This is a genomic window from Campylobacter sp. CNRCH_2015_0814, from assembly GCF_025772765.1.
GTDB lineage: Bacteria > Campylobacterota > Campylobacteria > Campylobacterales > Campylobacteraceae > Campylobacter_D.
Genome location: NZ_JAKMSR010000005.1, coordinates 1 through 14,753, shown reverse-complemented (window position 1 = coordinate 14,753; position 14,753 = coordinate 1). Strand labels below are relative to the sequence as shown.

General features: G+C 30.0%; 14 protein-coding genes. 9 read left to right on the top strand and 5 right to left on the bottom strand.

All coding sequences use genetic code 11. The features are described 5' to 3' along the window. Window positions 1-10: 10 nt before the first annotated feature. The 5 genes from L8X24_RS03530 to ccoG all read right to left on the bottom strand — a co-directional run bounded on the left by L8X24_RS03530 (window position 11) and on the right by ccoG (window position 7,746). On the bottom strand, window positions 11-1,453 hold the full coding sequence (locus tag L8X24_RS03530; protein WP_263663667.1) for an efflux transporter outer membrane subunit: 1,443 nt from the start codon (window positions 1,451-1,453) through the stop codon (window positions 11-13). Beyond that, the gene (locus L8X24_RS03525) at window positions 1,446-4,568 is read right to left on the bottom strand and encodes an efflux RND transporter permease subunit (protein WP_263663666.1); all 3,123 of its coding nucleotides are present in this window, start codon (window positions 4,566-4,568) and stop codon (window positions 1,446-1,448) included. The genes L8X24_RS03530 and L8X24_RS03525 overlap by 8 nt, the downstream gene beginning before the upstream one ends. Then, window positions 4,568-5,665: an efflux RND transporter periplasmic adaptor subunit gene (locus tag L8X24_RS03520; RefSeq protein ID WP_263663665.1), complete on the bottom strand. Its 1,098-nt coding sequence runs from the start codon at window positions 5,663-5,665 to the stop codon at window positions 4,568-4,570. The genes L8X24_RS03525 and L8X24_RS03520 overlap by 1 nt, the downstream gene beginning before the upstream one ends. A gap of 81 nt (window positions 5,666-5,746) precedes the next feature. Next, window positions 5,747-6,373: a TetR/AcrR family transcriptional regulator gene (locus L8X24_RS03515; protein ID WP_263663664.1), complete on the bottom strand. Its 627-nt coding sequence runs from the start codon at window positions 6,371-6,373 to the stop codon at window positions 5,747-5,749. Then, window positions 6,370-7,746: a cytochrome c oxidase accessory protein CcoG gene (ccoG, locus tag L8X24_RS03510; RefSeq protein WP_263663663.1), complete on the bottom strand. Its 1,377-nt coding sequence runs from the start codon at window positions 7,744-7,746 to the stop codon at window positions 6,370-6,372. Before ccoG ends, L8X24_RS03515 begins: the two co-directional genes overlap by 4 nt. Before the next feature lie 184 nt (window positions 7,747-7,930). On the opposite strand from ccoG, the gene rpsU reads away from it, so the two are divergent. The 9 genes from rpsU to L8X24_RS03465 all read left to right on the top strand — a co-directional run. Continuing rightward, entirely contained in the window at window positions 7,931-8,143 is a 213-nt protein-coding gene (gene rpsU, locus L8X24_RS03505) for a 30S ribosomal protein S21 (RefSeq protein WP_002780697.1), read from the top strand. A gap of 41 nt (window positions 8,144-8,184) precedes the next feature. Further along, a complete protein-coding gene (locus L8X24_RS03500) occupies window positions 8,185-8,790 on the top strand; it encodes a LysE family transporter (RefSeq protein WP_263663662.1) in 606 nt (201 codons plus the stop codon). A 75-nt stretch (window positions 8,791-8,865) separates the two neighbouring features. Beyond that, window positions 8,866-9,483 carry a UPF0323 family lipoprotein gene (locus L8X24_RS03495; RefSeq protein ID WP_263663661.1) on the top strand — a complete coding sequence of 206 codons (618 nt, stop codon included), beginning with the start codon at window positions 8,866-8,868 and terminating at the stop codon, window positions 9,481-9,483. Between the two features lie 9 nt (window positions 9,484-9,492). After that, window positions 9,493-10,665 carry a glutathionylspermidine synthase family protein gene (locus L8X24_RS03490; RefSeq protein WP_263663660.1) on the top strand — a complete coding sequence of 391 codons (1,173 nt, stop codon included), beginning with the start codon at window positions 9,493-9,495 and terminating at the stop codon, window positions 10,663-10,665. Then, the gene (locus tag L8X24_RS03485; RefSeq protein WP_263663659.1) at window positions 10,665-11,597 is read left to right on the top strand and encodes a D-2-hydroxyacid dehydrogenase; all 933 of its coding nucleotides are present in this window, start codon (window positions 10,665-10,667) and stop codon (window positions 11,595-11,597) included. Before L8X24_RS03490 ends, L8X24_RS03485 begins: the two co-directional genes overlap by 1 nt. Next, complete coding sequence (locus L8X24_RS03480) at window positions 11,587-12,078, top strand: YajQ family cyclic di-GMP-binding protein (RefSeq protein WP_257396434.1); 492 nt, start codon at window positions 11,587-11,589, stop codon at window positions 12,076-12,078. The genes L8X24_RS03485 and L8X24_RS03480 overlap by 11 nt, the downstream gene beginning before the upstream one ends. After that, a complete protein-coding gene (locus L8X24_RS03475) occupies window positions 12,075-12,554 on the top strand; it encodes a hypothetical protein (protein ID WP_263663658.1) in 480 nt (159 codons plus the stop codon). The genes L8X24_RS03480 and L8X24_RS03475 overlap by 4 nt, the downstream gene beginning before the upstream one ends. Before the next feature lie 8 nt (window positions 12,555-12,562). Beyond that, window positions 12,563-14,275, top strand: a complete 1,713-nt coding sequence (locus L8X24_RS03470; protein ID WP_263663657.1) for an ATP-binding protein — start codon at window positions 12,563-12,565, stop codon at window positions 14,273-14,275. Between the two features lie 63 nt (window positions 14,276-14,338). Further along, window positions 14,339-14,753, top strand: a 415-nt coding sequence (locus L8X24_RS03465; RefSeq protein WP_263663656.1) for a PepSY-like domain-containing protein, incomplete at its 3' end; no start/stop codon positions are given.

Sequence of the window (14,753 nt, the reverse complement as noted above, 5' to 3'; positions counted from 1 at the left end):
CCTTAAAGACTTAGTTGTTATAAAAGTTTTCCTTTAAGTTTTCTTCCATAGCTTTGATGTTTTCTTTTGATTCTTCTTTAGCGTTAAATCCTCCACCAAAAGCTTTCATAACATCTACGATAGAATTTGCAAGCTCATAAGATGAGTTAGTATAAGAAAGTTTAGCATTTAAGTAATTTCTTTGATCTTGTAAAAAATCAGCCAAGTTAATCACACCATTTTCATATCTTAAGGTAGAAATTTCATAAATTTTACTTTGAGCTAGAAATAAATTTTTATAATTTTGCTCATTTTCATAATAGCTTTGGCGGTTAAATAAAGCAAGTCTTATTTCCCCAAAGGCTGTTTTTAAGGTATTTTCATATTGTAAAAATGCTTCATCTTTGGTAAGTTTTGCAATATTAACATTATTCATAATCTCACCCCAATGAAAAATCGGCATTGCAAAATTTCCAGCTACATTCCAAGTATTGCTTCCATGTTTGACTAAAAGATCTAAATCATTACTTTGAAAGCCTAAAAGTCCTGTTAAAGAAAGGTTTGGTAAAAATGCAGTTCTAGCTACTCCAACAAGATAGTTTTTTTCTTCTAAAGTTTTTAAACTAGCCTGCACATCAGGTCTTTGAAGTAAAATTTCACTGCCAATGCCCTCAGGTATGCTAAGCTCGTATTGTCCTATTTTTTTATACTCTATGCTATTATAAAGTATATCATCAATATCATTTGAAGTTAAGATTTTTAAAGCTTTGGTGTTAGCTTCTTTTTGAATTTTAGCATTTGTGAGTAAAACTCTTGAATTTTCAAGCTCAGCTTTAAATTTGTTAAGCTCATACTCACTAATCACTCCAAGTTTAAAATGCTCTAATTTTAACTCATAAGTTTTTTGATAACTTTGAGTTGTTTCTTCTAAAATTTTTACCTGCTCGCTTAAGCTTGCTAGATTAAAATAAGTTTTTACTACATTAGAAATTAAGCTTAATCTCGCACTTTCATAGTCAAATTCACTAGCTTGCAATTTTGCTTTTGAAGCACCATAAGTATCTCTATATTTGCCCCATAAATCCACTTCATAGCTTAAATTTAAACCCATGTTAAAATCATTACCATAAGCAAATTCATTGCTTTTATTGCTTGGAGCATTAATGCTAGTTTTTCCTCTTGCACCGCTAGCACTTCCATCAAGCTTAGGAAGTAAATCACTTCTTGCTATACCTAAAGTTTCATAAGCTTTTTGTAAATTCATATATGCAATTTGCAAGTCGTTATTGTTTTTTAAAGCTTGATCGACTAAGGTGTTTAAATAATTATCATCAAAAGCTTTCCACCATTGTTTATTAATGCTAATGTTTTGATCTAAACTTTTAGTGTAATTTACATCTTTGATTTCTAAATTTGGTTTTAAACTACAAGCTGTTATTAAAAAACAACTTGCAAAAATTATTAACTTACGCATTGATTTTACCTCTTTTTTTATCAAGCCATTTATTAAAACTTTCTAGTAAATAGAAAAATAAAGGTACAAAGAAAATGGCTATAGTAGAAGCTGCTATCATACCCCCTATGACACCTGTACCTATTGCATGACGACTAGCGCTTCCTGCTCCATAAGCAAAGTATAAAGGTAAAATACCACAAATAAATGCTAATGAAGTCATTACAATAGGTCTAAATCTTAATTTTGCTGCGCTAATAGAAGCTTCAAAAATGCTTTTTCCTTTTTTAAGATGTTCTTCCATGGCAAACTCAACAATCAAAATGGCATTTTTAGCTGAAAGACCTATTAAAAGTAAAAGCCCTGTTTGAAAATATATATCATTTTCTAAGCCTCTAAGCCATACAAGAAGTAAAGATCCAAATACCGCAAAAGGTACAGCAGTGATTACTGCTAAAGGCATGAGCCATCTTTCATACTGAGCTGCTAGGATTAAAAATACAAATAAAAGTCCTAGCACAAAAGCTACTTGACCTGCGCCACTACTTGTAACTTCTTGATAAGCTGAACCTGCCCAGGCAATAGAATAATCCTCTCCCAAAGTTTCTTTAGCAACTTGTGCAATAGCATCGATTGCTTGTCCTGAAGTATAACCAGGAGCAGGATCACCTTGTACTAGTGCTGATGGGAACATATTAAAGCGTTTTACATCATCAGGTCCAACCCCTCTATGAAGTGTTAAAACGCTATCTAAGGCTATCATAGAACCATCTTTTGCTCTAACAAAGATGTTTTTTAAAGCATTTTGAGTATTTCTAAAATCTCCAATGGCACTAATATTTACACGATAATTTTTCCCAAGCATAGAAAAATCATTTACATAATAAGTTCCTATAGTAGCATTTAGCGTGCTAAATACATCAGCTAAATTTAAACCATAAAGTTTTACTTTATCACGATCAATTTCTAATTTTAATTGCGGGAAATTAGTATCAAGCGTTGTTCTTACGTTGTTAAGTTCAGGACGTTTGTTTGCTGCTTCAACTAATTTATTTACATCCGCTTGAATTTCATCATAGCTTTTACCACCACGATTTTGTGCATACATTTCAAAACCACCAGTTAAACTTAAGCCTTGGATTGGCGGTGGATTAACAAAGAAAGTTTGGAAATTTGGATTTAAAAAGTATTGTTTGTTATACATTCCTGTTAAATCAAAACTACTAGTATCTCTATCGTTCCAATCTTTTAAATTCACAAACATTGCACCGGCATTTTCTTTTAAAGAGCCTGTGAAAAGATCATAACCTATAAGACCTACAATATTTGTTATGTTTTCATTTTTGCGTAGTTCTTCTGCCATAGCATCCATGGATTGAGTAGTTCTATTAAGAGAAGATGCTGCAGGTAGATTAACAATAGTTAAAAAATTTCCTTGATCTTCAGCTGGAACAAGTGAGTTTGGTACTAATTTAAATAATCCATATAAACCACCTATTAAAAGAAAAAATATTATAACAAAACGTACAGTTCTTTTAAGTATATAAGCTACTCCGGCTCCAAAAACTTCAGTAGACCAATCAAAAATATCATTAAATTTTTTCACAAAATAAAATGGTTCACCCTCATTTCTTCTTAAAAAAATCGCACACAAAGAAGGAGTTAGAGTTAAAGCCACAAAACCTGAAATTGTAACTGAAATTGCAAGGGTTATAGCAAATTGTTTTTGAATTTCTCCCACAAAGCCAGATATAAATGAAACAGGTATAAATACTGCACAAAGTACAAGAACGATAGATACAACAGGCGCAGCAACTTCATCCATGGCTTTAATAGCTGCTTCTTTTATGCTTATATTTGGATCTTCATGCATGATTCTATCGATATTTTCAACCACAATAATCGCATCATCAACAACAATACCAATGGCCAAAACTAAAGCAAAAAGTGTAAGTAAGTTAATACTAAAGCCTAAGACATATAATCCTGCAAAAGTTCCTAAAATAGAAACAGGCACAGCAATCATAGGTATGATAGTTGAGCGGAAATTTTTTAAGAATAAATACATTACAATCACAACCAAAATAAGTGCTTCAAAAAAAGTTTTTACCACTTCTTTAATAGAAGCTTTAATAAATATAGTTGTATCATAAGGCACTTTATAGGCTAAGCCCTCAGGAAAACTTTTAGAAAGTTCTTCAAATTTTTTCTGTACTAATTCAGCTGTACTTACTGCATTTGCTCCAGTTTGCAAGAAAATCAAAATAGGAGTTGCATCATTTCCATTTAATCTACCATTGAATGTATATTCTCTTGAGCCCAAAGAAACTTCAGCCACATCTTTAAGTCTTAAAAAAGAGCCATCGCTATTTGCTCTTATGATAATATCTTCAAATTCTTTGGTATTTTTTAACCTTCCTTGCATAGTTACTGAATACACATAAGGAGATCTTTCTACCACAGGCTCTTGACCTATCTTACCAGTAGCATATTGAGCATTTTGCTCACTAACTGCAGCGATAACATCAGTTGCAGTAACTTGGTATTTGTTTAATAAATCAGGATTAAGCCAAATTCTCATAGAATAATTTCTTGAGCCAATAGCTACAGCATTACCCACACCAGGAACCCTGGCAAGATCATCTAAGATATTTAATGCAGCGTAATTATATACTTCAAGTGAATCCATAGAACCATCAGGGGAATATAAAGTAGCAACCTCTAAAATGCTTGAACCAGTTTTTCTTACACTAACACCGGTTTTTTTAACATCTTCAGGTAGTTTTGCCATAGCAGCTGAAATTCTATTATTAACATCAACTGTTGCTTGGTCAGGATCTGTACCTATGTTAAAATACACACTTAAGCTCATATCGCCTGAAGAGCTTGAAGTTGAATCCATATAAATCATATTTTCAACCCCATTGATTGCGTCTTCAAGAGGAATAGCCACTGTTTGAGCCACTGTTTGAGCATCAGCACCTGAGTAATTTGCACTTACTTTTACAACGGGTGGAGTTAGAGAAGGGTATTGTTCTACAGGTAAAGAATAAAGCCCTATAATCCCTGCTAAAGAAATGATAATAGCTACAACAGAAGCAAATACAGGTCTTTCTATAAAAAATTTAGAAAACATTATTTATTCTCCATTACGCTAACGCTTGCACCAGGTCGGATTTTTTTGAAGTTATTTAAAATCACTTTATCACCATTTTTTAAGCCCTTATCGATGATCGCTTTATCAGAAGTTTGATAGATAACATTAACAATAGTTTTAACTACTTTTCCATCTACTAAGGTATAAACATAAGTAGCGCTATCATCTTGTAAAAGCGCAGCTTGAGGAATTTCAAAACCATCTTTTTGAACAAAACCACCAACATGAACATTTGCAAAAGAACCAGGCATTAAGCTTGAGTTATTATTATCAAAAATAGCCTTTGCTTTTACTCCACCACTGCGAGTGTCTATAACGCTATCTATAAAATACAATTTTCCATTGAAAAGCTCACCGCCAACATTAGCTTGCACTTGGATATTTTCTAATTGCCAGTTGCCACTTTGAATATTTTTATTCATATTGATTTTATCTACATCAGAAATATAAAAGTCTGCAAAGATTGGGTTAATGTTTGTAATGCGTACAAGCTCAGTTGATGAAGCATTTACATAATCACCCACATCCATTAGCGCATCTCCTAAAACCCCATCAAATGGAGCGCTTACCACGGTGTATTTTAAGTCTAATCTTGCATTGGCAAGCTTTGCTCTAGCACTTTCTAAATTAGCCTTGGTAGAATTAAATTTAGCCAAACTTGCATCAAATTCTTTTTGTGAAATAGCATTTTTTTCTATTAGAATTTGATCTCTTTTGAAATTTTTTTCAGCATCATCAAAATTTGCTCTTGCGACTAAAGCATCTCCATAAGCCATATTTACAGTTGCTTGGTATTTATCAGGCTCTATAAGAAAAAGCTTATCACCTTTTTTAACAGCTTGGCCACTTTTGAAATATTTTGCTTTGATTTCACCGCTTACTTTAGGCTTGATCACCACATCTAACTCAGTGCTTAATCTTGCAGGATAAGTAAATTCTAAAGGTAAATTAGCACTTTGCATAGTCATAATACTTACAGGTTGAGGAGGGAGTTGTTTAACTTGTGCGTTTTTATCATTTGAGCATGCTACAAATATCAGCGAGGCACAAGCTAGAGTTAAAAGTTTTGTTTTCATTGGTTTCCTTAAATTATTTATTTAGCTAAAAAAGTAATTTATATTACAAAATTGTATGATTGTTATTCTATCAATCTTTGGTTAATTAAAATTAACAATTCCTTGAGTAAAAAGCTTAACAACTTTTTTTGCATGATTTTGTTGCTCTTTTTTACTCATTAAAACCTTATTTTCAAAAGTACTTTGTATAAAAAAGGTTCCCCTAAGCATAGCACAAAATGTATAGCTTAAAAATTCAGCATTTTTGGCTAAATTTTCATTATTTTCTTCTTCAAATCTTTTTTGAAGAACATATTCTACTTCTTTTCTATTGCTTCCTTTAAACCACTTCCCAAAATCAAATTTTTCATTATAAATTTCAGAATATAAAAGCCTTACTATAGCTATGGTTTTAGCGTCATTAAAAATTCCCAAATAAGCTTTAGCAAATTGATGTAAAAATTCTTCTAAATTAGCATTGGGTGAAAGTTGCATATTTTTTTTCAAAATAGCTAGAAAATGATTTTCTGCAAAATCATTTAAAACCGCTTCAAATAAACCTTCTTTACTTTTAAAATGCTCATATACACAAGAAAATGAACCACCAGCTTGCTTGATAATATCTTTAAGATTAGTTGCTTCGTAGCCGTTTTCTAAAAACGACTCCGCAGCAATTTGTTTGATTTTTTCAAGCCTTGCTTGAGATTTTGAAGAAAGTTTTTTTATCATTGGTGTTTTTTGTGCTCTATAATTGAGTTTTTAGGATAGACAAAATTACTTTCTCTTGTGATTATGATATTTTTATCATCAAGTGCATATGCTTGAATAGTTAAAGGTATCACTGTGTCTTTTCTATCATTATCAGCTAGTTTTTTAGTAGCTTTTAGTACAACTATTTGTTTATCTTTTTCTCCAGCTTTTAATTTAAAAGGTTTTTTTGGTCTAATGATTTCTAAACCATCATCAATGCCTTGTAATTTCACATCAAAATAATACTCATGTGCTTTATTATCAGTGTTTTGGAATAAAAATACATAAGCATTGCTAATAATTAATTCTCCATCATGTGCTTTTCTAATTTGATAAAGCTCGCTAGAGCGATTAATATTTAAAAGCATATTTTCTTTTTTGCTTCCCATTAAAACTAAGGCTGCAAAAACACCACATAAAACTACTAAATATCCGATAGTTCTAAATCTAAAATATTTTACCTTCTCTCTTGTTTCAATAGCTTTTGCACTAGTCCAATTAATCAAACTAGGGCGATCAAATTTAGCTTGAATTTTCGAGCAAGCGTCAGCACATTCAAGACAATTAATACACTCAAGTTGCATTCCTTGGCGTATATCTATATGTGTAGGGCAAATTTTTACACAGGCTTCACATCCTATGCATTCACCTTGTGGTGGTTTTTGATAAAGTTTAGTATGCCCATCATAAATCACTCCACCTCTTTTATCATCATAAATAACTTGAACAGTATTATTGTCAAACATTACAGATTGAATTCTTGCATAAGGGCATACATAAACACAAAATTTTTCACCCAAATACACTATATCAAAAGTAAAGGCCAAAGAAGCACAAAACAAAATTCCCAAAAGCAATAAATGATCAGCAGGGTTTTGAATATATACAAAAAAATCTTCAGGTGGTACAAAATACCATAAAAATGCACTCATCATTAATAGAGAAAAAAGATAAAAAATCACAATGCTTAAAGCTTTTTTGATAAAAAATCCATCTACTTGTTTTTGTTTGTTTGCTGTGCTTTTGTGTATTTTAAATATTTTTGTTTGCAATAAATCTCTATAAATAACCCTAGCAATGGTTTGAGGACAACTCCATGCACACCAAATTCTTCCTGCTAAGGTAGTAACAAAAAGTATGGTTAAAAACATACCCATAATAAGAAATGGCATTAAATAAAGCTCTTGGGTATCAAAAGCTATAAAAAATAAATTAAGTTTTTTATGATCAAAACTTAATAAAAAGAAATGATTTCCATTGATTTTGATAAAAGGCAAAGCAATGAAAATAACCATGGAAACGATATAAGCTATATATCTTTTCTTAGTATAATTAGTGACACAGGCACTCATTTTAATTTCCTTGTAAAATATTTTTTTAATTGTAATACTAGAAAAATTAAACCAAACTTTGTCTTAATTAAGAATTTATGTTTAATTTTTATTTATGTAATTATTACAAAAATAAATTTTATTTTCAAGTAAAATTATGGTATAATCAAAACTTTCAAATTTTTAACGAAAGGTGGTGAGGGTCGTGCCAGGAATTAAGGTACATCCTAATGAGTCTTTTGATGAAGCGTATAGAAAATTCAAAAAACAAGTAGATAGAAATCTAGTTGTTACTGAAGTTCGCGCAAGAAGATTTTTTGAGCCTATGACTGAAATTCGCAAAAAACAAAAAATTTCAGCACGCAAAAAAATGCTTAAAAGACTTTATATGCTTAGACGTTACGAGTCAAGACTCTAATACCAAAAAGCCGAATTTTCGGCTTTTCTTCGATTATTTTTATGTTTCTTTGGATTTTAATCATTCATTTTTTTGGACTTATTTTACCAGGACCCGATTTTTTCTTAGTAAGTTCTTATGCTTTAAGAGAAGGTATTAAGAGTGCTTTAAAAGCTAGCTTGGGTGTGAGTTTGGCTATGAGTGTGTGGATTATACTTTCTATACTTGGTTTGAGTGTTATGTTTCATCAATTTCCATTTTTGCAGATTGCTTTATCAAGTTTTGGGGCTTGTTATCTTTTATATTTAGCTTATAGAATTTACAAAAATGCAAAAATAGGTAATATAAAAGTTCAAAAAACTCACATATCTGCATTTTTAAGCGGGATGATTACAAATTTATCTAATCCAAAAGTTATTTTTTATTTTGCTAGTGTTTTTGCAAGTTTTGATTTTGCCCAAATGCGATGGATGTTGATAGTTTTAATTTTTGTTTTGATCTTAGAAACTATAATTTACTTTTCTTTAGTTTCTTTACTATTTTCAAAACCTTTCATGGTAAGAATTTATCAAAAGAATTTAAAACTTATTGATTATTTAAGTGCTTTTATATTTTTTGCTTTTGCTGTATTTATTTTAAGTAGTAATTTAATGATTATGATAAATTAAAGCAATTAATTTTTATTAATACTTTTTTTGTTAAAATCTTATTTAAGTTAAACTTATTAAATTATAGGAAAGATTATGAAACACATTAAAACTATACTTAAGCTTAGTATGATAAGTGGTATTGCTGCTATAAGTGGCGGTGCTTTAAGTGCGTGTAGCAACAATACAAATGATTCTAATAATGCATTAAGCCAAGCAGCAAATACTCAAGGTGCTTTTGTTATCATTGAAGAAACCGCTCCAAATCAATACAAAATCAAAGATCAATTTCCAAGTGATGAAACTAGGGTGGTTTTAAAACAACTTGATGGCACAGAAAGAGTTTTAAGCAAAGAAGAAATGGATAAATTAATCCAAGAAGAAGCTGCTAAAATAGACAATGGCACTTCAAATTTAACAAATCCAAATAACGCTCAAATGAGCAGTGGAGGACTTTCTTTGGGTGAGACATTGCTTGCAAGTGCAGCTGGTGCTATACTTGGTAGTTGGATAGGTTCAAAGCTTTTTAATAATCAAAATTTTGCAAATCAACAAAGAGGAGCATTTTCAAATCAAAGTGCTTATCAAAGAAGTGTAAATAGCTTTAATAAAGCAAGTACAAGTGCTACTTCAGGATCAAGTGCGAAAAAATCAGGCTTTTTTGGTGGTGGCTCTAAGGCTACCTCAAGTTCTTCTAACTCTTTTGGCTCTTAAGGGTGTAAAATGAATTTTTTAAAAGTAAATCCTTTAGAAAAATCATATTTAGATCAAATAGGCTTTTCATGGCATACAGATAATGATGGAAGTGATTATTTAGATTCTAACTTAGTTTGCGTGAGGGAAAATGAAGCAAATGCATATTATGAAGCAGTGAATGAGCTTTATGATATGTTTGTAGCTGCTGCGCAAGAAGTGATTGATAATGATCGTTTTGATGAGCTTGGAATTCCTTTTAATTTGGTTGATGCGATTAAGATGAGTTGGGAAAATGATGTGCATTGGCATTTATATGGCAGATTTGACTTAGCAGGTGGACTTGATGATAAACCTATAAAGCTAATAGAATTTAATGCTGATACTCCAACATCTTTATTTGAAAGTGCTATTTTACAATGGGCTATTTTAAAGCAAAATAACCTAGATGAAAGCTCGCAATTTAATAATATATATGAAGCCTTAAAAGATAATTTTAAAAGACTTATCACTTTAGAAGAAGATGTAAGTGAGTTTGAAAAATATTATGAAGGTTGGAAGATATTATTTTCTTCAATTGCAGGCAGTGATGAGGATATGATCACAACCAAACTTTTAGCACACATTGCTAGTGAAGCAGGTTTTGAGAGTGAGTTTTCTTATATTGATGAGGTTGAATTTTCGCCTGAAGGTGTTTTTAAAAATGATGTAAATTTTGAGTATTTTTTCAAACTCATTCCTTGGGAAAGTATAGCCATAGAAGAGGGTGAGCTTGCTATGCTTTTAACGCAAATCATGCAAAATCAAAAAGCAATCATTTTAAATCCTGCTTATACTTTACTTTTTCAAAGTAAGGGTATAATGAAAATTTTATGGGAGCTTTATCCAAATCATCCTTTATTACTTGAAACAAGTGATCAACCTTTAGTGGGTAAAAAATGTGTTAAAAAACCTGTTTTTGGTAGAGAAGGAGCCAATGTTTCTATTATAGAAGCTAATGGAGATGTAAGTTTTGAAACAAAGGGAGATTATCAAAATAATCGCTTTGTATATCAAGAATTTGCTGAGTTTAATAAAAATGAAAGTGATTATTATCAAGCAGGAGTTTTCTTTGCTTATGAGGGTTGTGGATTAGGTTTTAGAAAAGGTGGTTTGGTACTTGATAATTATTCTAAATTTGTAGGACATATAGTAAAAGATTAATGAAAATAGTATGCTTAGATGCTGCTACCTTAGGTGGAGCGGATTTAACGGTTTTTGAAAGTCTTGGTGAGTTTATAAGTTATGATTTAACTTCTAAAGATGAGGTTATTGCAAGAATAGCTAATGCACAAGTTGTGATGATAAATAAAATCATCATTGACAAAAAAGTGATTGATAGCACCAATCTAAAGCTTATTTTACAACTTGGTACAGGGGTAAATAATATAGATGTAGCTTATGCAAATTCTAAAGGTATAGTGGTAAAAAATGCAGCTAGTTATTCTACAAAAAGTGTTTTAAGCCATACCTTTGCCTTGCTTTTTGCTTTTTTAAATCAAATTCCATATTATGATAAATGGAGCAAAGAGGGTAAATGGTGTGAGAGTAAAATGTTTTGTGATTTTAGCAAGACTTTACATACTTTAACCGGTAAAAAACATGGTATTATAGGACTTGGAGCTATAGGTAAGGAAGTAGCTAAGGTTTCTCAAATGTTTGGTTCTAAAATTTGTTATTATTCTATTTCAGGAACTAACAATAATGATGAGTATGAAAAAGTAAGTCTTGAAGAGCTTTTAAAAACTTGTGATGTAATTAGCATCCACGCACCTTTAAATGAAAAAACAAAAAATTTATTAAGTAAAAAAGAACTAATGCTTTTAAAAGATGAGGCTATTTTGATTAATGTAGGACGCGGTGGAATCATCAACGAAGCAGATTTAGCTCAAGTTATGAATGAGAAAAATATCAAAGTAGGACTTGATGTGCTTGAAATGGAACCTATGATTAAAAATCATCCTTTACTTAGTATAAAAAATAAAGAAAATTTAATCATCACTCCACATGTTGCATGGGCAAGTGAAGAATCTATACAAAATTTAGTCCAAATTGTATTTAATAATCTTAAGGAGTTTATAGAAAATGGCAAGTGAACATAGTTTTGATATTAGCGGGGAAATTGACAAGCAAGAGTTAAAAAATGCTTTAGAACAAGCTAAAAAAGAGCTTGATAGTAGATATGATTTAAAAGGCATTAAAAGTGAAATAGAGTTAAATGAAAAAGAAAGTGTTTATAAGCTTATTTGCTCTAGCGAAGCAAAGCTTGAAGTGTTAAAAGATATTGTTATTTCAAAGCTTATTAAAAGAGGGATAAACCCTAATGGTATTAAAGAGTTAAGCAGGGAAAGTGGGGCAAATTTTAGACTGAATTTAAAAGTTAATGACGCTATTGATGCTGATAGTGCTAAGAAGATTAACAAAGCTATAAAAGATAGTAAGTTAAAGGTAACTTCAAGCATTAGAGGTAATGAAATTCGCGTAGTTGGTAAGCAAATTGATGATTTACAAAGCGTGATGAAAATAGTAAAAGAACTCAATTTAGAACTTAATCTTAGTTTTAAAAATCTTAAATGAAAACTTTACTTCAAATAGTTTTTTTGTGTTTTGTGTGTGTTTTTTTAAACTCTTGTGCTTTAAAAAGTAAAACACAAGCACAAAGTGCTTATGTTATTTTAAAAACTCCAGAGTTTAAATTTGCTGATTATGGTTTTTTATATGAGGGAAAAAATTTTACAAGTTTAGAGCTTTATAGTGCTTCTAAAGCCTTACTTGAATTAAAAATTAGCGATAAAATTTGTGTTAATGGCATATGCTATGCAAAAACTTTTTTTAATAAAAGATTTTTTAATAATGAATATTATGATGATTTTTTACAAGATCTAATCTACAAAAGACCTATTTTTTATGGAAAAAATAAACAAACCACTTCTTGTGGTTTTACTCAAAAGATTGTAAGTAAAAATTATGATATTTTTTATGAGGTTTGTGATAAAAATATGAGTTTTAATGATAAAAAATCCAAAATCAAATTTAGCATAAAGTCAATATAAAGGAAAATATGAAAGATTTAAAACTTTTTCTTAATGATACTTTTAAAAGCAATATTTATAAAAACTTACAATGTAGTGAAGATGAAATTTTAATCTTAAAGCATTTATGCAAAAATTATTTGCAAGCAAATGCAAGTACTAATGCTTATAATCTTCTTAGCGAAGTTTTTAAAAATGATGAGTATGAGTATTTAGATCATTTAAAAGATCTTAAAAATCTTATAGAAAAAGGTTTTATTGTTCAAATTTTTTCTGATTTTAAAGCAAGTAAAAACTCAAGCTTGCTTTTAAATTTGCTACAATGTGAGTTAAGTTTAAGTGAAGTCTTCTTGCAAGTTTTAGAAAATAAAACCATACAAGATTATATGCAAGATCAAATTTATGAAGATCATATTGCATATTTAAAAGATGAATTTTTTAAAATCGAGCTTTATCAAAGATTGCGTTTTTTTGCTAAAAGCTCTCAAAGCAAGAATATTAAAAAAGATATAGCTATATTTGAAGCATACATTAAAGAGCGTTTAAAGAAAAGTAAAATTTCTAATGTTTTAGCAGAGATTTTTAAAGAATATGCTTTAAATGATAAAGAATGCTTGATATTTGTTAGTTTGTTAAAAGAAGAGTATTTGCTAAATACTGAAAATTCTTATAGTAGAGATTTTAATTTTTTGCTTCATTTAATTAGCGAGGATGAGACTCAAAAACAAGAAAACAAAGCCTTATTAGAAGAAGATTCTAAGCTACTTAGTTCAAATCTTTTAGAATATGATGAATTTGTTAATTCTTTGGGTGATATAGCTAAGATTTTTTATTTAAGTGATGATATTTTACAAAGAATTATTAATTTTAAAGAGCCAAAGAAGAATAAAAAAATTAAACTTCAAAATTTGGTTAAAGAGCAAGATATTTTTGAGCTAATCGAGCCAAATATCAATATAGATGATGTTATTATGCCCCAAAGTACTAAAGATTTATTAGAAAGCATATTAAAACAACAAGATAAAAAGGTTTTAGAAAGATTAAATAAATGGGGTATAAAAACCAATAAAAACATAGAAGCTAAGATAATTTTCTATGGTCCTGCTGGTACAGGTAAGACTATGAGTGCATTAAGTATGGCAAAAGCTATGAAAAAATCCATTTTGAGTTTTGATTGCTCGAAAATTTTAAGTAAATATGTGGGCGAGAGTGAGCAAAATGTAAGAAAGATTTTTGATACTTATAAAGAGCTTTGTCAAACAAGTAAGCAAAGTCCTATTTTGCTTTTAAATGAAGCAGATCAGTTTTTAAGTACTAGAGTAGAAAGTAGCGCTGGTGCTGATAAAATGCATAATCAAATGCAAAATATTTTTTTGGAACAAATTGAACGTTTTAGCGGAGTTATCATAGCAACAACTAATTTTTTAGAAAGTTTAGATGTGGCTTTTTCAAGAAGGTTTGAGTATAAAATTGAATTTAAAAAGCCAAATTATGAACAACGCTTAATGATATGGCAAAAAGCTTTGCCTAAAAATGCTAAATTTGATGATAGTTTTGATTTAAAAAAATTAGCCTCATATGAATTAAGTGGAGCTCAAATTGTAATGGTGGTTAAAAATACGGCTTTAAAAGCGGCTATTTCTAAAGATGGTGTTTTTAAAATGAGTGATTTTTTACACACCATAGAAAAAGAAATAGAATCTTCATTTGATAAAAATAAGATAGTTGGCTTTAAAAATTAAAATTCACACAAATTTCACAAGCAAATAATATCATTCTTTCAACTTTTAGTTAAAGGAGAAAAAATGAAAATGAAATTAATGTTGGCTAGTTTGGTTTGTGCAAGTTCTATGTTTGCAGATATGATTGTTAGTCCAAGTGCTTTACCTCAAAAGGCTCAAGAGTTTTTAAACACTCATTTTAAAGGAGTAAATGTAGGTTATGTAAAACAAGACGTGGATTCTTACGAAGTAAATTTGGTTGATGGAACAGAAATTGATTTTATCATTAATGGAGACTGGAAAGAAGTTGATGGTAAATACAAAGGCATTCCAACAGGATTTATCCCAAAAGAAGTTGTTGCAAAAGTGCAAGCAGCGCAACCAAATGCAGCTATTGTAGAAGTAGATAAAAGAATTAATGGTTATAAATTCAGAACAAATAATATGATGGAAATTTATACAGATTTTAAAGGTAATATTTTAGGTCAAAAATTTGATG